Genomic DNA, 26,133 nt, shown 5'->3' on the forward strand with positions numbered 1-26,133 from the left:
TTATTCTCCTGTGTATCCGACAAGTTCGCAGAACTCATCGACATAGGTGCCGATCACATCGACACTCTGCTGCCAGAAGGCTCGTGTAGTAATATCGCAACCGACAGTAGCCGCGACAGCCTCAGCGGAATCCTGCCCCGTATGGGCAAGCAATGCATCATAGCGAGTGCCAAAGCTCTCAGAATCGGTTTGGGAGAGTTGGTATACTCCCAGTCCGAACAATTGCCCGAAGGCATAGGGGAAATTATAGAAAGAGAGATCGCTACTGTAATAGTGCCCCTTCACTGCCCACATGTAGGGGTGCAGGGCATCCTCGTCCAGTGCATCTCCATACGAGTCCTTTTGTGCCTTAACCATCATGGAGGAGAGCTGGTTCGCCATCACATCACCATCCTGGCGTTTTTCGAACAAGTTCTTTTCGAAGTAGAATCGGCTAAGAATATCGACACAGGTCTGGGTGGCATCCTGCAGAAACCCCTCCACCAGAGCGATCCTCTCGTTATCGGAAGCCTCCCGCAATGCTCCCTGGAAAACGACGAACTGACTGAATATTGAAGCCGTCTCAGCCAGAGTCATTGGGTAATGGCGAAGCAAGGCGGGCAGATCCTTAGTTACATAGTCATGGTAAGAGTGTCCCAGTTCATGTGCTATTGTGGATACTCCATCGAACGTATGGTCGAAGTTCGCTAGTATCCGTGTCTCTTTGCGCAGGGGGAACGATGTACAATAGGCACCACCAACTTTTCCACTACGAGGTTCACTATCGATCCACTCCTTATCGAACGCCATTCGGGCGAACTCTCCCACAGGAGCGTGGAATGCGCTGAAGTTTTCAATAATGAACTCCTTAGCCTCTAGGTAGCTGTATCTCTTATCAAGCTCCCCAACTGGTGCGAACAGATCATAAAAGGCAAGCTTCTGTAGACCCAAAGCATGGGCTTTTGCCTTCAGATACCGTCTGAATAGGGGAAGATTCTTTTCTATGGTACCGATGAGGGCATCTAGGACGGAATCGGAAATCCTTGCCTGCATGGCAGCACGTTGTAGCGGATCACGATACCCTCGTCTCTTGTCTAGCGTAATGGTTGTTCCCTTTACCCCATTGATCGCATAGGCGAAGGCAACCTCGTGTTGTTTCCAAATAGCCAACTCCTTCTCGAAAGCCTTTCTCCGAACAGAACGGTCAGCATCAAAGGCTAAAGAACGCAACTGAATTACCGTTTTTCGCGCACCACTATCTTCATCCCAGAGGGCATCCACATTCGACGAGACCGCCTCCTGCAGACGACCCCAAGCATCTGTTCCACTACGGCAGAGATCGGCGGCCAGATCCTCCTGAGCTTCACTCATCGTGTGTTCCTGTTCAACCAGAAGTTCTTGCAGCACAAAATGGAATGGAGCGATTCTGGCATCGGTCGCTATAGCTGCAACAACATGTTCATGGTATGCACCAAGGGCATTGATCACCTGCACATGGATTGCTTTGATTGCGAGGGAAGCCTCCTCTACCCGATTCAGGCCACGCATAGCCCGCTCGTCATTCGTATCGACCGTAAGCAGTGCACTGGCAAAGGCATACAAGGTCTCGGTGGTATCGAGGGCTTTCTGGTAGTCATCCAACAAGGTGACCAACCAGAGAGGAAAATCGGCCTTGCGACCAGTATCATCGGCTAGGTCGGCTTTTATGGCAGCAACCAGTCCATCCAGACTCTTCAGATCAAGGTTGAATTCGGGACTATCGATCCCCGGGTAGATACTCTGTAGATTCCAATGCGGTAATGCTTCCATGTGTGCGCTCCTTGATCAAAGTGGTGGCTTGTAGTGTATGTAATCGCATGGCTACTGGTCAATGGCAATGCATTATCTAACCAGTCGTTCGGCACAGCCTAACATGATTGTCCTATTGCTACACCCGAAAGGGTATAGTTACAGATCCAATTTGTATTCGGCGATCTTGTTGATCAATGTCCTGCGGGAAATTCCCAACTCCTCTGCCGCACGGGTACGGTTGCCCTCCCAGCGGTGAAGACAACGGATGATCGCCTCTACCTCCATCTCCTTGAGACTCTTCGCCGCTCCATCATCATCGGACGAGAAATACATGGGCGTAGAACTTATTGATTCACTCCCCGGTCGTGAAATACCAGAGCGAAGGTCGAGTACATCGGCTTTGATGATTGGGCCATCGGCGAATATGACTGCGCGCTCGAGGATATTCTCCAACTCACGTACATTGCCATAGAACGGATGGGCTTTCAGAGCTTCAATAGCCTCTGGCGCCAGAGCCTCAATCCTATGTCCCATCTGACGGTTCAACCGGTTGAGGATCACTCCTGCAAGAAGAGGAATATCATCTTTTCGTTCCCGAAGAGGAGGCAATTCGATCCGCACTACATTCAGGCGGTAGAAGAGATCTTCACGAAAGGTCCCTTCATGGACCATAGACTCCAGATTTTTGTTCGTGGCAGCTATGATGCGGGCATTGATCGGCATGGGAGAGGTTCCTCCCAAACGGGTGATCTTTCGATCCTGCAAGACCCTGAGCATCTTAACTTGGAGCGTCTGGGGCATATCGCCAATCTCGTCGAGAAAGAGTGTTCCCCCGCTGGCGAGTTCGAACATGCCAATTTTCCGGTTTACAGCACCGGTGAATGCACCCTTCTCATACCCGAACAACTCGCTCTCGAGAAGATTCTCGGGAACTCCACCGATATTGATAGCGACAAAGGGACCATCGGCCATAGCCGATACCCCATGGATCTGACGCGCCACTACCTCCTTACCGGTACCACTCTCACCGGTAACCAGTACGGTAGCGGGAGAGTCTGCTATACGTCCAATGATCTCCTTGATCCTGGCCATTGGAGGGGAGTTTCCCACCAGTCCTTCATCGAATCCTTCGACAGAGCGAGTCTTTGTCTCCACCAGACTCTTGAGCTGCTGGGCTTCCATGAGCTTGCGTAGGCGGATGGTAAGCTCCTCAGGATCGAAGGGTTTCACGATATAATCCTGAGCGCCCTCCTTCAAGGCTGTGACGGCATCGCGAATCTCGCCATGAGCGCTGATCATAATCACCGGCATCCTGAAACCCTCTTGGCGAATCCAACTGATAAGGCTGATTCCATCCATTCCAGGCATCCTGAGGTCTATGAGACAGGCATCGTAGTGGTGCTCACGAAGCAAACGTTGGGCCGACAGTCCATTCTCTGCACCGTCGCTTTCGAGCCCTTCCAGGCTGAGATACTTTCTCATCAGTTCCCTGATATTGTACTCGTCGTCTACAATCAAAATTCTCATGGTTGTTCCTTACTTATGTTCTGGTGGAAGGATCACTTCCGCTACGGTACCACCACCTTCACGTGGATAGAGTTTCAAATTCCCTCCACGGGCACGGACAAATTGTCTGCAAATTGCCAATCCGATACCGCTTCCGTGAATCTTGGTAGTGAAGAAGGGATCAAAGATCTTCTCAAGATTCTCCTCCGAGATCCCCTCCCCCCTATCCCGTATCAGGATATGGACGAACTTTTTCTTATCGCGGGTGATTTCGACCTCTACCTTGGGATCGCAATCAATGCAACTTTCCAAGGCATTCTTGATCAGATTCTCGAATACAGAGCGAGCCCTATCGGGATCGAAGTAGATAAAAGCCCGTTGGAGGGAACCAGGAACAATGGTAATTCTGTTCTGGAATGTGTGCCGCAAGGACTCTATCAGAGCGGCGGTATCCATCCTCTCAGGAGTTCCCACAGGATTGCGCAGGAAGTCGGAAACTTTGTTAGTCAACTGAATCAACCGTTGTACCTCGGTATCGACCACCATCAGATCATCTTTCGATGAGGATGGAAGGGTTTTCTTCAGTAGAGCCATCTGCAGCGTAATGGCACTGAGTGGATTCTTAATCTCATGGGCAAGGGTGCGGGCAGCTTCACCAAGATTCACCAGGTTCTCCTGCTTTGCCAAGGTCTCCCGGTATTTGCGGTTGCTCCGGTAAATGCTGTAAACAAGAAGATGGAATGCCAATAGTCCGATCAATGCAGCAGCGCTGAAGAATCGTACAAGCATCACCTTTTGGTAGTACTGCTGTCCATCGAATAGGATATAGAGGACATCGGGAAAGTTTAGTGGTGAGGGCAGATATCCATCCTCCTCAAGCATGAGATCTCCGGTTTCCACTTGGATCGTTAGACGGCTGAAGCGGATATATTCGATCATGCCTGTCTCCGGATTATAGGTTGCCACCCCTTGGTTCCATTGGCTAGCATTCCTATTTCTCCAGATATCGTTGAATCGCTCTAGAGGCAGGGTATTGGGTACCTCCCCTAAGCCTAAACGTAAACGTCCGGTATTCGAATAGACTCCGATTCCCCGGACATTCTCCTCCCGCATGGCAGAGAGTGCTCTTGAATGCTCCTCTTGAAGCAGCAGGAGAGTTGAAGAGGCGAAACCACGTTCGGCTTCGAATTGCATCAAGGTATTCTCCTTCTCAATAATCAGTTGGGAGAGAAAGAGTACCAAGGTAACCAACAATGCGAAAAGGAAGATGAGTCCACCTACCACGAAAATCTGCTCTTTTCCCTCAATGAAGGACCATCGTCTGCTTCTATTCATAGTTCAATGCCTCTATAGGATCGAGTCTAGAGGCCTTCATAGCTGGATACCATCCAAAAAAGACCCCAACAAGGGTAGAAAATCCCGCCGCAAACAGGAAGGATGTGTAGGAGATGTAAAGTGTCCAACCAACGACATCGGCCACCAGGTAGCTGAGCAGGGTTCCCAAACCGATCCCGATGATTCCACCGGTAATGGTAAGTACGATCGCCTCGGTGATGAATTGTCCCATGATAGTCCAAGGAGAGGCTCCCATTGCTTTACGAATACCAATCTCCCGCGTCCGTTCTGCGACCGAAACGAGCATGATATTCATGATACCAATTCCACCGACCAAGAGCGATATCGCTGCGATGGCTGCAAGGAAGGAGCTGAAAGTTCCGGTGATTTGCTCTGCCATATCGGCTAAGCTTGCGGGGGAGAAGATCCGGTAGGCATCCGATCCTACTGTCGCATCCAAGTATTCGGTAATCGCATCCGAAACAGCTAAGGCATCGGCCCCTTCATCCACACGCACCACATAGCTACCTACGATCGAGGGTTTGATGAACCGCTGGGCGTAGGTATTGTAGGGGATATACACGCTGCCGTTGAACTGGAGGTTGAAAGAGGAATCCTTCTCCTGCATGACCGCTACCACCTGGTAACTCTTGGCCTGGTTTCGGAAAATGCTCACATACTCACCTACGGCATTACCATCTGGGAAAAGCTCCTCGGCTACATCGGAACCGAGCACGACTACCTGTCGGCTAGCCATATTATCGCTAAGGGAAAAGAACAGCCCCTCCTCAGCTTCATAATCGAGAATCTCAGCATAGGAGGAGAGTACTCCCGATACATTGGCAGTCATGGAATTCTGACCAATTCGGATCAGCGCACTACTTGAGTTTACCGGTAGAACTGTCTTGATATTCTCAACATTGTTCATGAGTCGGTTGCCAAAGTCCTCGGTGAACTCGTTGGCAGCCTTTTCAGAGCGGACGGGGAAGATGGTGACCATCTCGAGTCCACCCTCTACGATCGTTTGGGTAATGCTCTTTGTGGCACTTTGGCCCAATGTAAGGATAGCGATGACCGATGCGACACCAATTACAATGCCGAGCAGTGAGAGCAGTGTACGCATTTTGCTCGCCATCATATCTTTTAAGGCAAGCTTGATATTCTCCCAGATCATCTATTCCTCCACATGGCCGTCACGGACCCGTATCTGTCTTCTCGCCTGTGATGCGATATCGTGGTCATGGGTGACGAGAACTACGGTACGACCTTCGGCATTGAGCTCTTCGAACAGCTCCATAATCTGCAATCCTGTTTGGGTATCGAGGGCCCCGGTGGGCTCATCCGCAAGGAGGATGGTAGGATTGTTCACCAATGCCCTTGCAATCGCCACACGCTGCTTCTGTCCCCCCGATAACTCATTCGGACGGTGCTTCATCCTATCACCGAGACCAACTCGATCGAGCGCTGAGCGCGCCCGCTCCCTCCTCTCCTTCACACTCACCCCTGCATAGAGCAAGGGAGTCATCACATTCTCAAGTGCATTGATCTTTCCCAACAGATTGAATTGTTGGAAAACGAAGCCAACCTTCTGGTTACGTATATAGGCCAATTCGGCCTCACTCATACCTAGAGTCTCTTCCCCATCGATGCTGATGATGCCGTCTGTGGGCGTATCCAAACATCCTATGAGATTCATAAGGGTAGATTTCCCCGAACCCGAGGGTCCGGTGATAGCAGTGAATTCCCCCTCTTCTATGACGAGGGTCACTCCATCAAGCGCTTTAACCACAAAGTCGCCCATGGGGAAATAGCGCCTAACATCGTCCAATCTGATGATTTCATTTGCCATATCACCAGCTCCTACTGTGTTGAGCGCATGCCACTACCAGGACCGGAGCCGGGTACCGGCGTCGCCCCTGGCAGGCCGAAGGTAAAATTACTTGAACTCGTATCGCCTAAAAGAACCACATCACCAGCTTTGAGATCGCCAGTGAGGATTTCGCTCATCCCCTCTCCAAGATAGTTGGTGGTAACCTCAACTGCGACAGGATTTCCGTCAGGACCCTTTTTCCTTACGGTGTCCGAACCACGACGATTGGCGACAACTGCATTGGTCGGTATGACGAGCATTTTCTTTACATCATCGGCGCTGATCGTTCCGGCAAAGGTGAAACCGGGAGCGAGAGCCGTAGGAGGATCATCTATTACGATCTCAACATCCATGACACCGATTCCCTGACTGGTCGTACGGCCGATCATGGGAATGTAGGTCACCGTTGCCTCGATAGTCTTTCCCGGCAGAGAATCGAAGGTCAACTCAGCTTTCATTCCGGTTTGAACACTCTGGATATCGATCTCATCAATCTCTACTGTTGCCTTGAGTTTGCTCCTATCGATTACCACCATAGCCGGTGAACCTGCCTCAAAATAATCACCCTCATCTACCGATACGGTAGCCACTACACCATCGAAATTGGCATAGGTACGGGTATAGTCAAGGTTGTTCAAAGCCATGGTCCGCTGTCGCTCAAGCAGCTCCACTTGCCTCTGGCTTCCCTGTAACTTAGCCTCTTCGATTTGTGATTCGATATTCGCCAGATTGTAGGCTTGGGTAGTGTCGTCTATGGTAGCCAACAGATCACCCTTCTTCACCAGATCGCCTTCAGAAACATAGACACCTGTTACAGCTCCAGTCGATCTGAACATCACCATCTGGGTCTCGTATGCCTCCACATTTCCACTGATATCGATGGTCTGAGTGAATTCGATCTCCCGTACCGTTGTTTCTTGGACTGTGGTGGCAGCAGCAGCTGCCTGGGCAAGTTTCTCTTCATCGGCAAACGGTAGGCGGCCATTGTCCTTGTAAAATTGATAGGTATATACACCAAAGGCAAGGATCGCGAGAACGATAATCCAGGTGACCAGTCGTTTTATCCGTCGCTTGCGCATCTTCTTCTTGAGGCTGGACCGGACCCGATCTTCGGTATGGTTTGTCGCATTATTATTCTGTCCATTCATGATTGATTGGTTCTCCTTTAGAGCTGCAGAGCCTTGGCCCGATTCTCAAGAATGAGGGCTTGCAGTGCGTATATCCTATTCTGATAGGTAGTCAGTTCAACATCCAACCTAGCCTGGTCCACATCGGTCTGGGTAACCAGACCTCTTTCGAAGGCTTCGATGGCATCCTCAAGCAATTGCTGGCGGTAAGAGGCCTCTTCTTTGAAGGCCTCGACATCCAACTGGTGGGAGAGAATATCGGCTTCCAGTTGTCCGGCATCACTTTGGTAGGTAAGCATAGCCTCTTGGTAGTTAATACCAGCAATGGTGATATCGTTCTGCAAGGTCTGTATTTCCATGACATCACTTGCGACTGTTGGATTGTTACTCCACGAACCACCAATGGTCAAAGAGGGAACGCGGGTACCATTGGGTAACCATTCCAAAGAAGCTGCAGCTGAAGTTGAGAAAGATCCCGCATAATAATCTATGCCACCTTGTATTTTATAGTTTGTCTGAGTCAGGATATCATCGATGTGCCGGATACTTGCACTACCATCGACCACAAGGGATGGAGTAGTCTTTCCTGTTGAGGTAGAAACTGTTCTCCTCTGTTGAAGTGCCAGTTCTTCGCTCGCGATCTCAAGTTCCATTGCCGCTATAATGACATTGGTATCTCCGGTGGGAAGGTAGGAAAATTCCAAATCGGCTGCTCCTATCTCTCCGATATCTTCATATACCAAGCCTGTGAGCTGCTCATACTGAGTTTTGGCCATAGCCATTTTCCGCAGGATGGAGGTCTTGGCATTCTCAAGCTTAGCTAGGTTAAGCTGCATATTGCGATAGGTGGTCGAGCCCTCTGTTGTGGTCTTGAGTTTGAGAGCATTCGAGATTTGCGTCTGTTGTACCAGGAGGTTCTTCTCTGCATCAAGTAAATCCATCTCATATGCAAGGATCTCTGCGATTTTACTGTAGATTGAGGACTCGAAGTTGTAGAGGCTCTCCCTATACTGGTAATCGATACTCAGTTTCTGCTGGGCTAGCTTCAGATCGGTTAAGGCATCACCATTGTCTCCAAATTTGAAGGTATGGCTCATACCAATCGAAGGATTGGCACTCCAGTAGGAATCACTTGTAATAGTCTTGGTTATAGATGAGGCCCCCACGGTAATCTTGGTATTACCATCATTCGGGAGTGTAATGACAATCGAGGGAGAGATCTCCACACTATTGCTTGAGTTGCTTACCAATACAGCGTCCTTGTACGAGACCTCTCCCGATACCGTAATGCCAGTGGTCTCTTCTACTTCGCCCATTGCTATGCTGATATCACTATTGGCCTTTTGTAGCTCAATCAACTGTATTCGGCTGCTATTACGCTTTGCCTGCTCGATGATGGTCGATACATCCGCTGCCCCCAGAGGAGCCAATACCAGCAGTACGATACAACAGACGAAGATGGTAATACGTTTTGCGTCCATTTCCGTTCCTTTTCTGTGAAGATTTCTTGCAATATGGTAAATATATGCATGATCAATACCAATCGGGACATATCCAAGCAAGTTTTCTCGGATTCTTCATCCAATCTTTACATAAGAGGGATAAGACTCCGCTTTTCAAGCTGAAGGCCAAGTATGTACGCACGGATTGTCTTAAAAGGCATGTGCAAGCTCTTCACGCATCACAAGTGTGTGAATATTTTTCACACCCTTCCCTGAATCTACAACAGGTGTTCACCACCGTCAACAACAATCGTCTGACCGGTTATTGAATCATTTTTCAATAAGAAGATAACTGCATCCACCACATCGCCTACCGTTGCGAGTTGACCAAGAGGTAGACGCTCTTGAAGTTGCAGGAAATAGGACTCATCAGCTTTTGATGCAGGGATGATTGCTCCAGGAGCTACCGCATTTACCCGCACATAAGGAGCTAGTGTCCTCCCCAAGATAACGCTCTGGCCCTCTAGAGCAGTCTTCGCACAGTAATAAGAGGGTCGACTAGAAGTCGGCTTACGTACTCCCGTATCGGTGATATTGACCACACAAGCGCAGCTTTCACCGGCAGGTCTCCCTTTGGCATATCGGTACAAGGCTTTCGAAAGGAAGAAGGGAGCCCTCTGGTGGATACTCTGGTCACGTTGCCACTGCTCTTGGTCGACATCATCCATGCCGACCGTTTCGAACAAGGATGCGCAATTGATTAGGGCATCCCACCTACCGAAACGATCCAGTGTCTTATCGATGAGGAGAGCGATACCCTCCATGGTCGTCAGATCACAGGCTACGAGAGAAGCCTCTCCTCCTGTTTCTTCAATCAAAGAGACAGTCTTCTTACCACCTTCGATATCGGTATGGCAATGAACCACCACTTTACTGCCCAAATTGGCAAGGGTAAGGGCTATCTGACGACCGAGACGGTCGGAAGATCCAGTGACTACCACGACAGCATCTTTACATTCCATGGGTCAACTATAGGAGACAATCCTTGGTTTGTCGATTGGTCTGCTTACCAGTATATTTGAAGTACTGCTCCGTATAAGGTGGAGCAGGTATGAGGTGAATATGGCAAAGCAAGAGAGAGATTCGGAATGTCAGGACAAACAGGGGAAAAACCAGCGGGGCAAGAACAAGAACTGTCCCGATAACGAACCGGGGATCCATAGTGGAGGTGGTCCGACCTTCTTCGGAAAGCGGTTCAAGTTCTCATTCTGGTATTTCATTTTCATTATCATGGCCATGATGTTGGTAAACTCATTATTGGTACAAAATAGCAATGTGACCGCAGTCGATTATAACCAGTTCAAAGATATGGTTAGAAACGGAACCATAATTCGGGTAGAAATCCAAGACGATAAGTATGTGGGGTACACCATAAGTCGCCAGCAGGTGCTCGATACCGTACAGACCACCGGATTACAGGCGCTTACCCAGCAAAGCGATACCGTGCAGGCATTCTCGACCTATGCTTTAGATGATCCGAATTTCATACCTCTGCTCGATGAAGCAGGAGTGGAGTACTATGCCACGCCTCCCTCCCAACCGAGTATCTTTTCTACCCTCCTCTCTTATATCCTACCAATGGTGATATTCATCCTCATCTGGCGTTTCCTTTTCGCGAAGATGGGCCAAGGTGGTGGGCAGGGTGTACTCTCGTTCAATCAGAACAAAGCCAAGATCGTTGCTGAAGGAGATACGGGAATCCGGTTCGCCGATGTAGCTGGAGCCGATGAGAGCAAGTTGGAATTGGAGGAGGTTGTCGATTTTCTGAAGATCCCCGACAAATACACAGAAATCGGCGGTAAGATTCCCAAGGGAGTCCTTCTCGTCGGTCCTCCGGGAACCGGTAAGACTCTTCTGGCGAAAGCTGTGGCCGGTGAGGCTGGAGTTCCCTTTTTCCGTATGAGCGGTGCCGACTTTGTTGAGATGTTCGTCGGTGTCGGTGCGGCACGAGTAAGGGATCTGTTCCGTCAGGCACGGGAAAAATCGCCCTGTATCATCTTTATCGATGAGATAGATGCCATAGGACGGACTAGAAGCCAGGCAAACTTTGGAGGAAACGATGAACGTGAGCAGACTCTGAATCAGCTTCTGGTCGAGATGGATGGATTCGATTCACGCACTGGGGTAATTATCATAGCTGCTACCAACCGTCCTGAGATCCTTGACCAGGCATTGTTGCGTCCAGGAAGATTTGACCGCCAAGTCTTAGTCGACAAACCCGATCTTGAGGGTCGTTTGGCCATCCTGAAGATCCATACCAAAGGCATCAAGCTGGGAGATCAGGTCGATCTCCGTAAGATAGCTCAATCGGCTGCGGGTCTTGCAGGTGCGGATTTAGCAAATATCGCCAATGAAGCGGCCCTCATGGCTGTCCGTGCCGGTCGAAAGACCGTAATCCAGGAAGACTTCGAGGAGGCTATAGAGAAATCGGTCGCCGGCTTGCAACGTAAGAGTCGTATCCTCGGAGACGATGAACGAAAGAAGGTAGCATACCACGAGACGGGACATGCGCTAACTGCTTTTATGACCAAGGGGGCTCCGCCGGTTTCCAAAATTTCCATTATTCCAAGAGGACTTGGCGCACTTGGTTATACACTACAGTATCCTACCGAAGACCGGTTTTTAATGAGCGAAAGTGAATTGTTGGGCAATATTGACACCCTTATGGGAGGGCGTGCTGCCGAGGAGCTGGTGTTCGGGGAGATATCGACAGGAGCTGGAAACGACATCAGCCGTGCCAGTGATCTGGTCAGACGAATGATTACCGAGTTCGGAATGAGTGAGAAATACCGGAATATTACCCTCCCCTCGACTACCAAACAAGGTCTTGGCGGCGCGCGTGAATATTCAGAGGTAGCCCAGGAGTACATCGACAACGAGACAGCCCGAATCGTCAATGAGCGGTATAAGACTGTACTAGAAAAACTCGCCAAAAACCGCGATACCCTGGAAAAGATCACTGCCATACTGCTGGAAAACGAAGTTATCGACGGAGAGCAGTTCCAAACTCTTGCACAAAATGGTGTTGTTGCGTAATCTGTATCACTATGATTCGCAAACCTATTGAAGATGAAGTATTGCGTTCCCATATAGACTCCCTTCCTGAAGATGGAAGGGATGTCTTTCTGTTACATGATGGGACGATAAGGGCTGTGGTTGTCCAGGGGACAGAAGTTGTCAACCAGATGCGGGCAAACCACAATCTTGGTATATTGGAAACTCTGGTACTTGGACATGGGTACCTAGCCGGAGGATTGCTTGCCTCTGTGGTAAAGGGTGACGACCGCGTACAGCTTACCATAGAGTGTGGAGGCCCCATTAAGGGCGTCTATATCGAAGCGTGGGCAATTGGAGCTGTTAGAGGCTATCTGAAGGAAGTACCTATTCCCATAGACAAACCATTGGAGAGTTTCGACCTTTCACCATTTTTCGGTCCCGGTTTTATGACTATTACGAAACTGTTGGAGGGTAAGAAGACTCCATTCACTGGTCAGATCATGCTCAAGCATGGTAGTATCGCCAAGGACTTGGCTGAATATTTCCTAATCTCGGAGCAAACCCCATCAGTAGTCTCACTGAGCATCCAGTTCGACCGTGAAGGTCGTGTTGTTGGTGCCGGTGGTCTCTTCTTGCAGAAGCTTCCAGGAGCTGATGATGCCCACCTGGAAGAGCTGGAGATGGTGGCCGCGAACATGCCCTCTCTGGGTAAGCACTTGTCCGAGGGAAAGACTGGGCGTGAATTCGTAGAGACGGTATTCGAAAAGTCAAATCCCCAACATTTGGAGAGTCTGCCCTACGGGTTCTCCTGCCCCTGTGACCGAAAACGTTTCTCCGACTATCTTGGCAGCCTTCCCAAGGATGAGAAACAGGCGATTCTTGCAGAAGGTCCGTTCCCTTTGGAGCTACATTGCTTCAATTGCGGTAGCGTCTATCCATTCGAGAAGGATGAATTGGACACATTGTTACAGTAAGGAGTCACTATGATTTACTTTGCGGCAGCTGCCGCTAACCAGAACGATTTGGTAGCTCAGGAAGCACAAAATGCCGGAGCGACCGAAGTGCATCTGGTCAATGGAGGTGTGGAGTTCGAGGCCGATCTGGCCACGGCATACCGCTTCTGTCTCCAGTCACGCATAGCCACCCGTCTCATGATGGGCTTAGCCCAACAAGAGGATGTGATGGGACCGGATGAGTTCTATGAATCCTCCATGATGCTCCCTTGGGAGACGTGGCTCGATCCTACCAAGACTTTCAGCGTGAGTGTCACCACGATGCATTGTCCGTGGCTGAAAAAATCAACATTCGGTGCTATCCGTCTCAAGGATGCCATCGTCGATAGATTGAAAGAGAAATTTGAGGGAGAGAGACCATCGGTTGAATTCGATAATCCCGATGTCACCTTCCATGTCCACTTCGAACACGATGCGGTTACCTGGTATCTCGATTTCTCGGGACGCAGTCTCCACCAGCGCGGTTATCGCGTTGGTGACACCGGTGCAGTGCTTAAGGAGAACCTTGCTGCAGCCGTACTGATGAGAAGCGACTGGTATAAGACAGCAGTCGATGGCAATGCCGATCTTTTGCTCGACCCCATGTGTGGTTCAGGAACACTTCCCATTGAAGCCGCTTTAATAGCCACCGATACAGCTCCAGGATTGCTCGATCCGAACAGGTTCGCTTTCCTCAAGCTCGATATGCATGATCCCGATATCTGGGAAGAGGTACTTGATGAGGCCTATGAACGCCAAGAGAGTGGCATGCTCCGTGATATCCGTATTCTCGGATGGGACAAGGATCCTACTGCGATCAAGTTGTCCAAGGAGCATGCGAAACTAGCCAGGATGGACAAATTCATCACCTTTGAGAAAAAGGATTTCACCAAGATATCCGAGGAGGATATCCCTGAAGGTGAACACCACGCCATAACCGACCCTCCCTATGGGAAGAGGATGGATGGTGAAGGTTCCATCGAGGCTCTCTATCTTGCATTGGGAAAGTCATTCAATACACTCTTTCCTGGTTGGAAGGTGAGCATCCTCTGTGGAAACAAGGAACTGCTCAGCTATGTCGACATGAAGCCAGAAAGGACAAATTCGCTCTACAACGGCCCTCTCGAAGCACAGTTGGCACATTATACGGTATTTACCCGCGAAGAGCGTCAGGCGATGATAGAGAAGGCTATCCAGCGAAAGAAGGAGCGTCTCGCTCAGCCGCTCACTCCTGGAGCGGAGATGGCCTATAACCGTCTTAAGAAGAACCTTGCCCGAATCCAACCTCTGATGCAGGAAGAGGGTGTAACTTCCTATCGTATCTACGATGCCGATATGCCCGAATACTCTGCCGCTATCGATTGGTATGAAGGGAAGTACATCCACTTGCAGGAGTATGCACCACCGGCCAGTATCGATACCGATGACGCCCAGCGTCGTCTCCAGGAATTGATAGATGCCACAGAGAGGGCGACTGGAATCGATCTTGAGATGATCTTCGTCAAACAGAGACGGGAGCAGAAAGGGACAGATCAGTACACGAAACTGGCGAATGCAGGCAAGTTCTACATCATGCGTGAGCATAGCCATATGTTCATGGTAAACTTCTCCGATTATCTCGATACTGGAATATTCTTAGATCACCGCCCGGTACGCAAGATGATCGAAGAGCAGTCCAAAGGAAAGCGTTTCTTGAACCTCTTCTCCTACACGGGTACAGCGACTGTTCATGCAGCAGCAGGCGGTGCCTTGAGCACCGTCAGCGTCGATGCCTCTGCCACTTATCTGGACTGGGCTATCAAGAATATGGAGATGAACGGTTTTACCGGAATGAACCACTTCTTCTACAAAGAAGACTGTATAGATTGGCTTCGTTCTACACACGATGTCTACGATCTCATATTCTGCGATCCTCCGACATTCAGCAACTCCAAGATGCGAAGCATGTTCGATGTCGATCGTGACCAAAGAAGACTCATCCACTCCACCATGAGACACTTGGCCCAAGATGGAGTGCTCATCTTCTCCACCAATTACCGCAAGTTCTCTTTGGACCCGGAAATCTCCGAAGAGTACGAGGTAGAAGAGATCACCCCCCAGACAATAGGCGAGGACTTCATTCGTAACCAGAAGATCCACTACTGTTGGACAATCAAACACCGCAAGGCCATCGTAAAGATGCAGCCCAAGGAGATTACCAAACCACTGAGGAAGGTAGTACGAAAGAAATAGTGTAACAGAACCAGATACGTTAAGAGGCTGTTGGATCGGATTATATACCGAAACAACAGCCTTTCTTTTATACAATCACTAAACAGTTGATCTTATTACAAACTATGGAAAAAGACCGCCCTTGCGGACGGCCTTTTATGAAAACTGTTTGTAGCAGTTTGATTAGAAAGCAATGTTGACTGCAGCAATGAGTGAACCACCAAGCGTCATGATATCATCACTTGCATAAGTAAGAGAGAGAGTTGCACCATCAACAATTACATCAGACTCAACAGAAGCTTCAACTTCAAGAGTCTCATCACTTGCATAGGTAGCCTCAGCAGAAGCAACATACTTTTCAGCAGTGTAAGTAGCACCACCACCAACATACCAAGCCTGCTCATTGACACCCATGAGTGTGTATCCACCGTTTACGTTGACGCTAATTTCTTCGGTAGCAGCAAAATCAACAGATGCACCAAGAATAGAGGCATTCAACAAATCTTTACCAGTAACTTCAATATCGAACTGGTCGATCGCAAAAGCAGCTTTGGCAGACAGAATATTCTCTGTTCCATCATCATATGCAGCAGAGGCAGCATCATCAAGAGTAGCAAAATAGACATCCAAAGTAACAATGTCAATAACAGTGTTAACTGCAACTTCAACTTCAAGACCATCATCATACACTAAATCAGATTCGATATTAGCAGTGATGTCGTCCATCGTATAAGCTCCCTTCATTGAGAACGATGCAGCTTTGTCGGTGTCTTTGAGCATTCCAGCAGCACCGAAAGATAATGCCAAGCCATCACCAAGTTCATACTCGGGGGTAGTGACCGAACCAAAGAGGTTGTAGGTTTCTGCATCGATGTCATTTGTGGCGTCACGAGGAGCCGCTACACCAAAGACATAACCAGCATATCCAACTTCAACACCAGCACCTTCAACGACATAGTCAGCAGGCTCAAGGTCAAGAGCATCCTCATCTGCTGTAGTATCGATATCAATTGCAGATGAAGCAAAGTTTGGAGCTCCCATAGCACCCAAGATACCAACATACCAATCATCTCCGATAATCTTAGCAGAAGTAATTTCAGCGTTTGAAACAATTTCTCCATCTGCAAAAGCATCGTTTTCATTTGCCTGATCTTCAAAATCAAACGCAAGAGTCAATTCAGCTTTGATCTCAGCATAGATGTCTCCGTCACCAGCATTGTCAACAAGCTTTTCGAAGAATACAAGATCACTTGTCAATTCAACGACATTCTCGAATCCATACTGCTGTGAGTCGAAATCGATACCAAAGTTAGCCTCAGCCTCACCCGTGAAGCCGGCGAAAGCCACACTGCCCACGAGTACTAGAACCAAAAGTACTGCAGAAATCTTCTTCATACTTCCTCCAAAAAAATTCGGGACAGGCGCAAAGACCCGCTTCTTCCCTTTTCTCGTTATACAAGACGGATTATAACAACGCCCCATATAGCTGTCAAGTTAAATTAATATTCGAAACAAAAGTTACACATTTTTTATATAAATCTCATGTAGAGGCCCGATTTTCCAAAAATCTACAAATATTTCACAAAATTCCGACATAATGCATGACTCCACAGCAGTGTTTTCATGACTCCGTTCTGTATAATTATTCGAAATCGATTTTTTCGGTTGAACTAATTTCGTCATTCCATCTCGGCACCGAAATAGCGATTGTACGGGTAAGATCAGTTGGAGTCACCGCATCGAACATCCGCTCTATTCTGAGGGAATCACCTGCTAGGCGCATAACTACTTCTCGAATTCCCCGGGAAGGCAGCGAGGAGCAGAGTGAATCGAACAAATAGTGGAAGACTCCAAGTCCTTGGAACTCCTCGCGCACACCATAACAACGAACCACAGCGACCTGCTTCTCTTTATATATATGGTAACGCAGGAATCCGACGAACTCACCCTCCAGAGTAAGAGCAACCAGATGCTGATCCTCGTGGTGTTTGTGCCAAGCCTCTTTGACCTGCAAAGCTGAGTGATTCGCCGTCGGGAGGTCCATCTCGTAGACGCGAGAGACCGCCAATTCACCCAAAGCAACAATCTCCTCCTCATACGAAGAAGCATTATCGGTTATAACAAAGTCCTCTCGGACCAAATCACCAGGGCCATCTTCGGGAGCCTCCTCTCCTAGTCTGGCTAGTCGGAAGGCCTCGTCATGTCGCTCATACCAATGGAATATCCTGCGCCTGATCTCCTTATCCTTATAATAATACCAAAGTCGCTCAAGGGAGGGTTGTTCATGCAGAACATCCTTGAACTGGCGAAAGACCCCTTTACCCGACTGGAGCACTTGCCTGAGACGCTCCCTGTATATAGGATTTCTGAGCGTTGAGACAAATTTCTCCATAGTCCTGAATCCATCGGAGGGATACCAGGGTGGAAGATCGAGAAAACGTTGTGGCTCTATTTCTCTGCGGTCGGCGACGAACTCAACTTCGCTGACTATACCATCCTTAAGATCAATGCAATATCCGTTAGCCTGGTCTTCCATACAGAAGATGACCTGGTAGAGAAATTCGTCTGAAAGCGGCGGAAGCATATAGCCTTCACTGGTATGTTCACTGTCCATAGGGGTAGTGTACTCCCCTCCTTCCCATTTGAAAAGGGAATTGACTGCCAAATGTCCTGTTGCCTTGACAATCGGGGGGAAAACTACGATATTTTGACCATAACCTTTATAGGAGAGTATATTCATGAGTATCATTGAATTTGTAGAAGCAAGAGAGATCCTCGACTCACGTGGAAACCCCACCGTTGAAGTAGATGTGATTCTCGAAGACGGCTCAATGGGTCGTGCCGCAGTTCCCTCAGGAGCATCGACCGGTGTACACGAAGCAGTCGAATTGCGCGATGGCGACAAGAAGCGCTTCATGGGCAAGGGCGTCCTCAAGGCTGTGGACAACGTAAACACCCTTATCGCTCCTGAATTGGAGGGCATGGATGCACTCGACCAGGTGGCTATCGACCAGGCAATGCTTGCCCTCGATGGAACCGAAAACAAGAGCAAGCTCGGAGCAAACGCCATTTTGGGTGTCTCCATGGCAGTAGCCCGTGCAGCTGCCGACTATCTCGGCGTTCCCCTTTTCAAGTACCTCGGAGCCTACCACGCTTGCGTGCTTCCTGTTCCCATGGCAAACATCCTCAATGGTGGAGCACACTCGGACAACAAGGTTGACTTCCAGGAGTTCATGGTTATGCCTATCGGCGCACCATCACTTCGCGAAGGCCTTAGGATGACTGCGGAAGTTTTCCACAATCTCAAGAGCGTCCTCAAGAAGCGCGGCTACAACACCTCTGTTGGTGACGAGGGTGGATTCGCCCCCGACTTGCAGTCCAACGAAGAGGCTTTGGAAGTTATCATGGAGGCTATCAAGAATGCCGGTTACACAACAGGAAAAGATGGTGATTTCATGATTGCCCTCGACCCTGCAGCCAGTGAACTCTATGACGAGAAAACCAAGACATACAAACTCCGCTGGACAACCGGCGACTCTCTTACCAGCAAAGAGATGGTAGAACTCTGGACCAGCTGGGCAGAGAAGTACCCCATTATCTCTATTGAAGATGGTATGGCAGAAGACGACTGGGAAGGCTGGAAGATGCTTACCGATGCTATCGGAGACAAGGTACAGCTCGTAGGTGACGACCTCTTCGTTACCAACACCAAGAGACTCGAGCGCGGAATTAAAACCAATACCGCGAATTCGATCCTTATCAAGGTGAACCAGATCGGTACCCTTACCGAAACTTTCCAGGCAATCGAAATGGCACACAAGGCCGGCTATACCGCAGTTGTCTCACACCGCTCAGGTGAGACCGAAGACAACTTCATTGCAGACCTCGTCGTAGCTTTACAGACTGGACAGATCAAGACCGGAAGCATGAGTCGTTCAGACAGGCTGGCAAAGTACAACCAGCTCATGAGAATCGAAGACTACTTGGGCGATACAGCAACCTATGCTGGAAGAAAGGCTTTCAAAGTCCTCGACTAATTCCCTCAGCGTATGAATTTCTGGCTACCTGCTACGGCGGGTAGCCTTTTTTCATTGCCCTCACTTTTATTGGACTGTATTATATGAGGATCATCACCATGAACCAGAATCTAGGAGATTATCAATGAAAAGATTTTCGCTTATCATGTTAGTATTATTGCTTGGTGTTTCATTCACTTTTGCCGAAGACTTCGGTGCAGGAGTCAGTATAGGGGGAAATCTTGCTTTCCTCTCCACTGAAGGGGGCTTGGATACCTTGCTTGATGATAGAAGCCCTCGATTCGGACTCACTGCAGGAATGTACGGTGACTACGAATTCCATTCATTCAAAGACAAGATATATCTATCGGTCCAACCGGGGATCTTCTATACCATGAAAGGCTTTCGCGTAGATGATTTGAAAATCAATCTCGACTACATCGAGATTCCCGTACTGCTCAAAGCACGTATGCCTATCGATGCTCCTGTGGACCCCTATTTCATCATAGGACCGTCACTGGGAATCAACATAGTACGCGAAAGTGAAAGTGGGAATTTTTCTATCAGCTCAGACGATAAGAGAGCCGATTTCGGCATCATAGTCGGAGCTGGAGTAGATCTAGAGATGGATCTTGCAGTCGATATCAGAGCTAATTTCGGCTTGGTGAATATCATTGATAGCGATACCAGAAACCAGAACCACTCTGTAGCACTCGTTGCGAGCTATACCATCATGTAGCATTTCTTCTTTTTAATATTCGGTCACCGTGGAGAACTTCTACGGTGATTTTTTATCTGAAGAGTTATCTGTCTCCTTGCTCCTCAAAATACCGTTGTATCTCTGCAGAAGAAAAGCCCTTTTTCCGTAGTTCACTGGTGAGCTTCATACTATCGGCGTTACATTTACGAGAGAGCCTTTGTACTGCCTTTGCAATCGCGTCAAAGGCAGCCTCAGAATCAGAGAACCACTGACTTGCTGCTTGTTGTGCTATCGAACGATCTACTCCCCGTTGCACCAAACGCAGTATAAGGACTTGCGCCCCCTCGGGATTCTTTCGCTGTCTTGAAATGATGAACTGATTTGCGAAGCGGTAATCGTCAAGCAGATGCTCTGACTCCAACCGATCCAATTGTTCAGCTATTATCGCGGGAGGAAAATCCTTCTGTCGGAGTTTGAGCTCGAGTTCTTTCCTCCCATGTTCCCGCCTTGCGAGGAGATCCATCGCCTTAAGACGACATCGGGCGCCAAGCATCTTGTCTCTAAGTAAAAAGAACTCCTGCTCATCCAGCTCTTGGCCATCATGTAGTCCAAGTTGTGCCAGTTGGGCAAAGGAGATGAAAAAAGAGGAGCCCTCGACAGGGACGGCAAAGTAACCGTCCTTCGATGCTCCCCTTCGTATGGTGGCGTACGCCATCCAATAACCTCCCCGCTTTAACGCTTGGAGAACTGGAACTTACGACGTGCTCCTGGCTGACCGAACTTCTTACGTTCGACCATGCGGCTATCACGAGTCATGAACCCGTTTGCGTGCAGTGCAGGACGATTGGCTTCGTCATGCTCTACCAATGCACGTGCAATACCGTGACGGCAAGCACCAGCCTGACCGGTAGGACCACCGCCAGTGACGTTGATCACCAGATCAAATTTGTTATTGTTGTCGGTCACTTCAAGTGGCTGGTGAACCATATAGACGTACAACGGATTTCCGAAATACTCTTCCACCTTCCTACCATTGATAGTGATGTTCCCTTCGCCCTCGCGGAGGTAGACACGGGCTACGGCAGTCTTACGGCGACCGGTACCCTTACCGAGATTTGCATGTTGTTTTTCAGTTTTCTTTGTTGCCACTTTTCTGCTCCTACCTTAGATTTCCACCTGAATGGGCTGCTGTGCCGTATGTGGATGGACATCTCCAGCATACACTTTCATATTGGTGAACAGCTTGTTCCCCAACGGCCCCTTGGGAAGCATGCCCTTAACAGCGTGTTCCATCGGGAAAACCGGCTTTCGAACCACCATGTCGGCATACGACTCGGTTGTCAAACCACCGGGATAGTTGGAGTGGCGGTAGTATTTCTTGTCCTGGTATTTGTTGCCGGACAACGCAGCCTTCGCAGCATTGATGATAATAACGTAATCGCCCATGTCCTGGTGAGGTACATACTCTGGCTTGTTCTTACCGCGAAGAATCCGCGCAGCAGCAACAGCCACACGACCCAATTCCTTTCCTTCAGCATCGATCAGATACCATTTCTTTTCGATCGTTGCCGGTTTTACAAAAATAGTCTTCATCTACATAACCCTATGTTCAAGGAGGACTTCCTCCTCGCGTAATATTCCGCATTCAGCGGTGTATCGTTACACATTTTCCCAATGTATGTCAATACATGGCGATAATTTCACTCTTTTCCAAGGTACGGCTACGCTAAGGCGGCGTACAGTGCCGATTCGCATAGTTATCCATACCAAAGGGCAAGCTTCTCGGCTACCGCAGCATCTTTCGCACACTTTTTATCGCAGATAAAATTCCCTGGGAAAGGAAGGATTGGGATGAGGACCTCGGCATTGACCTCACAATCTGCGAAAAAAGGGGCGCCAGAAGGCGACGGCCTACCCATCGACAAGACCCGAAAGCACAGGATCGGTGATGACGAGTGGAACGTCACCAATTCCGAACACTCTGCGCATGATCTCCACCGTACAGCATCTTCCTTCTAACAGACGGATGACGCAGTATCTGGGCAGCAGCTGCTCCACTATCTTCACGAGCATTTTGGAATGATCCGAGGGATAATCGGCGAGTAGACCGCGAGCAACGGTCCCATGTATTGCCTGCACCATTCCCCCAAGCCCATAACCAAAATGGCTCTACCATGATTCTGATAAAAATCGACGTATCGTCTTCCCTACTGGTCGTACAAATGGAAGAGCAGAGCATAGACGACAAAAGGCATACTATAACCATGAGGGTCGTTTTGTCTACCCATGTATCACATCATATCAGTCACGAGCCAATTTCTCAAGCGCAGCGCTATTGGAAAAGAAGGTAGTGACCTTTCCCGTTACAAAACGTACATCGACCATTTCCTTACCCCGTATGACCTTTACATTCTGTACTTCACCCTCTCCGAAGGAATCGTGGTAGACCCTGTCTCCGAGGGAGAAATTACTCCCTCCTTGCGATTCCACATGCTTTTCTTTGGATGAAAAATCCCTCACTGGGTCCAATATGATATTGGCGTTCCTTCCCATGCCTTTACGCACAGCACCTCCGTAGGCATTGTTACGCATACGCTTCGCATCGAGAGCTCCATAACCGGCATACCCATTTGGAGTTCCCCTACTTGGGAACATAGCCGGAGAGGAACCGAATCCACGGCCTTCACTCTGCACCAAGGAAGAGGGAATATCATCCAAGAATCGGGAAGGAGTCTGATAGCTGGTCTTTCCCCACATCGTACGACGATTGCTGCAAAGCAGAAACAACTCCTTCCTCGCACGGGTAATGGCGACATAGAATATACGACGTTCCTCTTCGATGTCCTCATCACTCTCACGAGCCCTGCCGGGAAAGAGGCCCTCCTCCAAACCGGTCACAAAAACCCGATCGAATTCCAACCCCTTGGTGTTGTGCATGGTTATAAGCGATACCCCCGGTTTGTCAGAAGGGTCCTTATGACCGATTGTTGTAGGATCGAGCGTCAGAGATTCAAGGAAAAGACTCAACCCTTCTCGTCCTGCAGGATACTCTCCCACAGTCGCCACCAGTGTACCAAGATTGTCCACCTTATCGGTCTTATTTCGCTCATCCATACCTCTATAATGGGCAACCAGGGAAGATTCCTCCAACAGATACTGCAGAGCATCTGAATTACTCTGCTGCATCCGAAGATCGGCTTCATCGAATAACTTTGCAAATGAGCGCGCAGCATCGCAGGCCTTTCCCGCAAGTTCTCCCTTCTCACCAGCTACAACAGCAGCAGCTAGCAAATCGACCCTCTGGGCAAAAGCGACATTGAGAATCTTGTCTACCGACTTTGTTCCTATACCACGAGCAGGTTTGTTCACCATCCGCTTGAATGCAACTTCGTCATTACGGTTCATCATGAGATTGAGCAAAGCCAAGGCATCCTTGATCTCCTCCCTATCGTAAAACCTAAGGGCTCCGATTACCTTGTAGGGGATATGCTCTTGAGTAAACAGTGTCTCGAATGCAACAGATTGGGCATTCGTCCTATATAGTATGGCCGATTCGTCAAGGGATCCCGACTTACGTAGCTCATTTGCCACGCGAATAGCCTCCGAACGTTCATCCGATACATGAATCACCTTAGGCAAAAGGCCGCTCTCTTTATCGGTCCAGAGAGTTTTTTCGTGGCGACCAGTGTTACGGGAAATGACAGAACTGGCAAGAGCAAGGATACTACCGGTGGATCGGTAATTCTGCTCAAGTTTGACCACTTTAGTGTTGGGATAGACATCGGGGAAGGAGAGGATATTCTCCACCTCAGCTCCACGGAATCGGTAGATGCTCTGATCATCGTCTCCTACGACACACACGAAGGTTTGCGGTCCGACCAGTGTCTTCAGAAGGTTGAACTGGGCAATATTGGAGTCCTGGTATTCGTCCACAAGGACCATCTTGAATCTCCGATGTATCTGCTGCATCACCTGCTGATCCTGTTGCAGTAGCTCTATGGAGAGTCCAATAAGGTCGGCGAAATCGACATTTCCCACCTGACGGAGCTTGGCCTCATAGGCTGCAAACTGCCGCTTGAAGTGATGATCCCTCCTGAATTCTGCAAGACGGGAACTCTCAGGTGACAACCCCATATCCTTTGCCAGTGATATGGCTTTGGCAACCGGTGACAATTCAGTCTTTTTGCTTTCGGGAAAACAGGAGGCAAGGAGGGAGAGTGAATCTTCATCATCATAAATAGTGAAGGTACTACTGAGGTTGATACTAGCACCATACCTTCGCAGTAACCAGGCTCCGAACGAGTGGAAGGTCCTCACCTGCATTTCAGAGAGGTCCACTCCCTGAAGCATCTCGGAGACACGGTCACGCATCTCCTTCGCAGCCCTATTAGTGAAGGTAACTGCAAGGATTTCCCACGGACGAAGCCCCAGTACCTCAATGGCATAGGCGATTTTCGTGGTAATTACGCGGGTCTTACCGCTTCCGGCACCTGCCAATACAAGAAGTGGGCGGCTGTTTTCCAACACCGCCTCACGCTGTGGCCCATTCAACTGTGCAAGATACTGTTCGATACGACTCAAAGCACAACCTCCCTCTTTACGGGGATAGCCTCCAAATCGATACCATTCACACGAGCGATACCACACTCAACGATTGTTCCGACAACCAGATTCCGACCCATTACCACCGTAAGACCATCTACTTCGGGTGCCTGATGGGGCGTCCTGCCTATGGCTAGATCCTCTCCTTCTACCAACTCCTCTATCAACACAGGTTGCGTCGTTCCCACGAAACGCTGCAGTCGGTTGGTAGTAATCGGTTCTTGAATCGCCTCCAATTCCTTCTGCCATTTGGCAGCCTTCTTTCCTATTGCCTTGTGTTCGGCCTCCGTCCTATCCTTATAGGCAGGGGTACCCTCTTCTCGGGAATAGGTGAACGAACCTACCCAATCGAGCTGGGCTTCAGAAACAAAACGCTTCAACTCAGCTACGGTATCAGCACTTTCACCAGTGAATCCAAGCATGAAGGTTGAGCGAAGCGTAGCATTGGGTAAGGTAGCACGGATGGATTCTACCAGTTTGAGGTATGTTTCCCGATCGCCTAAGCGACCCATGGGACGTAGTACATCGGGATGGGCATGCTGAAAGGGGATATCGAAATAGGGAAGCACCTTTGGATTATCCTTTACGAACTCAGGGAGTTCAGAAGGAAATGCATCGGGGTGGATATAGAGCATGCGTATACGGAAATCACCCTCTATCGCCACCAAAGCCTGTAACAATTCAATGAAACGCGATGAACCCGAACCATCATCGGTTCCAAATGCCGCCAAATCCTGTGCTATGAGATTGAGCTCGACGATTCCGGTTGCTACCAGGCGTCTCGCCTCCTCAACCACAGCGTCAAACGAACGACTGCGCAGTGGTCCTCGAATAACCGGAATGGCACAATAGCGACACCTATGATTACACCCCTCCGAGATTTTTAGATACGCGGTCCCGGGGAAGTTGAACAATTTGCCTCGTTTATCGCTCTCTTCGGTTATGGGAGGATAGGCCGGCAAGTCGATCGCCCGTTCTCCGGCATAGACCCTACGGACCAAGGTGGTTATGTGACTGAGGTCACGGTTACCGAAAATGCCATCGGCCTCTACCAACTCCTGTTCCAATTCTTTTCCATACCGTTGCGAGAGACAACCGGTCATGATCACCTTCGCCTCAGGATACTGCTGTCGCAGTGCGAAGAAGGTATTCACCGACTCTTCCCGGGCAGATTCGATAAAACCACAGGTATTAACCAGAATGATATCGGCATCTTCAGCCATATCGACCACAGAACAGCCAGCCTCTACCAATTCATTCACCATGACCTCGGCATCGACCTGGTTCTTGGCACAACCAAGATTTTCTACATATACCCGTTTTCCTGCGATATCTACCATCGAATCCTCCATAACTGCACCTGAGTGCAACGGCAAGTCTGGGACAAGTAGGCGACCACTGTCAAGGGGAGAACCTCTTCGGCGTATAAAATCGAGTAGGCGGGGACCGCTAGGTCCCAACCTCTCACACCACCGTACATGCCGTTCGGCATACGGCGGTTCAAC

21 protein-coding genes are annotated in these 26,133 nt (G+C 49.3%); 5 read left to right on the forward strand and 16 right to left on the reverse strand.

What is annotated here, in order from left to right:
• The 8 genes from ACODJP_RS10215 to ACODJP_RS10250 form a co-directional block, all read right to left on the reverse strand.
• Nucleotides 1-1,788, reverse strand: a complete 1,788-nt coding sequence (locus tag ACODJP_RS10215; protein ID WP_422481139.1) for a M3 family oligoendopeptidase — start codon at nt 1,786-1,788, stop codon at nt 1-3.
• Between the two features lie 138 nt (nt 1,789-1,926).
• The gene (locus ACODJP_RS10220) at nt 1,927-3,297 is read right to left on the reverse strand and encodes a sigma-54-dependent transcriptional regulator (RefSeq protein ID WP_422481141.1); all 1,371 of its coding nucleotides are present in this window, start codon (nt 3,295-3,297) and stop codon (nt 1,927-1,929) included.
• Nucleotides 3,298-3,306: 9 nt separating this feature from the next.
• Nucleotides 3,307-4,611 (reverse strand): sensor histidine kinase, encoded by a 1,305-nt coding sequence (locus ACODJP_RS10225; protein ID WP_422481143.1) that lies wholly within the window; start codon nt 4,609-4,611, stop codon nt 3,307-3,309.
• Entirely contained in the window at nt 4,604-5,785 is a 1,182-nt protein-coding gene (locus tag ACODJP_RS10230) for an ABC transporter permease (protein ID WP_422481145.1), read from the reverse strand. The genes ACODJP_RS10225 and ACODJP_RS10230 overlap by 8 nt, the downstream gene beginning before the upstream one ends.
• A complete protein-coding gene (locus ACODJP_RS10235) occupies nt 5,786-6,460 on the reverse strand; it encodes an ABC transporter ATP-binding protein (protein WP_422481147.1) in 675 nt (224 codons plus the stop codon).
• Nucleotides 6,461-6,471: 11 nt separating this feature from the next.
• Nucleotides 6,472-7,629 (reverse strand): efflux RND transporter periplasmic adaptor subunit, encoded by a 1,158-nt coding sequence (locus ACODJP_RS10240; protein WP_422481149.1) that lies wholly within the window; start codon nt 7,627-7,629, stop codon nt 6,472-6,474.
• Nucleotides 7,630-7,646: 17 nt separating this feature from the next.
• Nucleotides 7,647-9,089, reverse strand: a complete 1,443-nt coding sequence (locus tag ACODJP_RS10245; RefSeq protein ID WP_422481151.1) for a hypothetical protein — start codon at nt 9,087-9,089, stop codon at nt 7,647-7,649.
• A 239-nt stretch (nt 9,090-9,328) separates the two neighbouring features.
• Entirely contained in the window at nt 9,329-10,072 is a 744-nt protein-coding gene (locus tag ACODJP_RS10250; protein ID WP_422481153.1) for an SDR family oxidoreductase, read from the reverse strand.
• A 100-nt stretch (nt 10,073-10,172) separates the two neighbouring features.
• On the opposite strand from ACODJP_RS10250, the gene ftsH reads away from it, so the two are divergent.
• The 3 genes from ftsH to rlmKL are packed head-to-tail and all read left to right on the forward strand — an operon-like array spanning nt 10,173 to nt 15,331.
• Nucleotides 10,173-12,146, forward strand: coding sequence for an ATP-dependent zinc metalloprotease FtsH (ftsH, locus tag ACODJP_RS10255; RefSeq protein ID WP_422481155.1), 1,974 nt, complete (start codon nt 10,173-10,175; stop codon nt 12,144-12,146).
• An 11-nt stretch (nt 12,147-12,157) separates the two neighbouring features.
• Nucleotides 12,158-13,081 (forward strand): Hsp33 family molecular chaperone HslO, encoded by a 924-nt coding sequence (locus tag ACODJP_RS10260; protein ID WP_422481157.1) that lies wholly within the window; start codon nt 12,158-12,160, stop codon nt 13,079-13,081.
• A 9-nt stretch (nt 13,082-13,090) separates the two neighbouring features.
• Entirely contained in the window at nt 13,091-15,331 is a 2,241-nt protein-coding gene (gene rlmKL / locus ACODJP_RS10265) for a bifunctional 23S rRNA (guanine(2069)-N(7))-methyltransferase RlmK/23S rRNA (guanine(2445)-N(2))-methyltransferase RlmL (RefSeq protein WP_422481159.1), read from the forward strand.
• A gap of 162 nt (nt 15,332-15,493) precedes the next feature.
• Here the strand turns inward: rlmKL and ACODJP_RS10270 are convergent, their stop codons facing one another.
• Entirely contained in the window at nt 15,494-16,705 is a 1,212-nt protein-coding gene (locus tag ACODJP_RS10270; RefSeq protein WP_422481161.1) for a hypothetical protein, read from the reverse strand.
• 247 nt (nt 16,706-16,952) lie between these two features.
• On the reverse strand, nt 16,953-17,924 hold the full coding sequence (locus ACODJP_RS10275) for a UPF0158 family protein (protein ID WP_422481163.1): 972 nt from the start codon (nt 17,922-17,924) through the stop codon (nt 16,953-16,955).
• Nucleotides 17,925-18,048: 124 nt separating this feature from the next.
• Here ACODJP_RS10275 and eno point away from each other — a divergent pair, with 124 nt between their 5' ends.
• Nucleotides 18,049-19,347, forward strand: a complete 1,299-nt coding sequence (gene eno / locus ACODJP_RS10280; RefSeq protein WP_422481165.1) for a phosphopyruvate hydratase — start codon at nt 18,049-18,051, stop codon at nt 19,345-19,347.
• 124 nt (nt 19,348-19,471) lie between these two features.
• On the forward strand, nt 19,472-20,065 hold the full coding sequence (locus ACODJP_RS10285) for a porin family protein (protein ID WP_422481167.1): 594 nt from the start codon (nt 19,472-19,474) through the stop codon (nt 20,063-20,065).
• A gap of 64 nt (nt 20,066-20,129) precedes the next feature.
• Here the strand turns inward: ACODJP_RS10285 and ACODJP_RS10290 are convergent, their stop codons facing one another.
• The 6 genes from ACODJP_RS10290 to rimO form a co-directional block, all read right to left on the reverse strand.
• Entirely contained in the window at nt 20,130-20,741 is a 612-nt protein-coding gene (locus tag ACODJP_RS10290; protein ID WP_422481169.1) for a regulatory protein RecX, read from the reverse strand.
• Nucleotides 20,742-20,758: 17 nt separating this feature from the next.
• The gene (gene rpsI / locus ACODJP_RS10295) at nt 20,759-21,175 is read right to left on the reverse strand and encodes a 30S ribosomal protein S9 (protein WP_422481171.1); all 417 of its coding nucleotides are present in this window, start codon (nt 21,173-21,175) and stop codon (nt 20,759-20,761) included.
• Nucleotides 21,176-21,190: 15 nt separating this feature from the next.
• Nucleotides 21,191-21,619 carry a 50S ribosomal protein L13 gene (gene rplM, locus ACODJP_RS10300; RefSeq protein WP_422481173.1) on the reverse strand — a complete coding sequence of 143 codons (429 nt, stop codon included), beginning with the start codon at nt 21,617-21,619 and terminating at the stop codon, nt 21,191-21,193.
• 318 nt (nt 21,620-21,937) lie between these two features.
• The gene (locus tag ACODJP_RS10305) at nt 21,938-22,165 is read right to left on the reverse strand and encodes a hypothetical protein (protein WP_422481175.1); all 228 of its coding nucleotides are present in this window, start codon (nt 22,163-22,165) and stop codon (nt 21,938-21,940) included.
• 162 nt (nt 22,166-22,327) lie between these two features.
• Nucleotides 22,328-24,607: an ATP-dependent helicase gene (locus ACODJP_RS10310; protein WP_422481176.1), complete on the reverse strand. Its 2,280-nt coding sequence runs from the start codon at nt 24,605-24,607 to the stop codon at nt 22,328-22,330.
• A partial coding sequence (gene rimO / locus ACODJP_RS10315; RefSeq protein ID WP_422481178.1) for a 30S ribosomal protein S12 methylthiotransferase RimO occupies nt 24,604-26,133 on the reverse strand: 1,530 nt, incomplete at its 5' end. The genes ACODJP_RS10310 and rimO, both read right to left, overlap by 4 nt.

The organism is Pleomorphochaeta sp. DL1XJH-081 (assembly GCF_049310885.1).
Lineage (GTDB): Bacteria > Spirochaetota > Spirochaetia > Sphaerochaetales > Sphaerochaetaceae > CAYZJV01.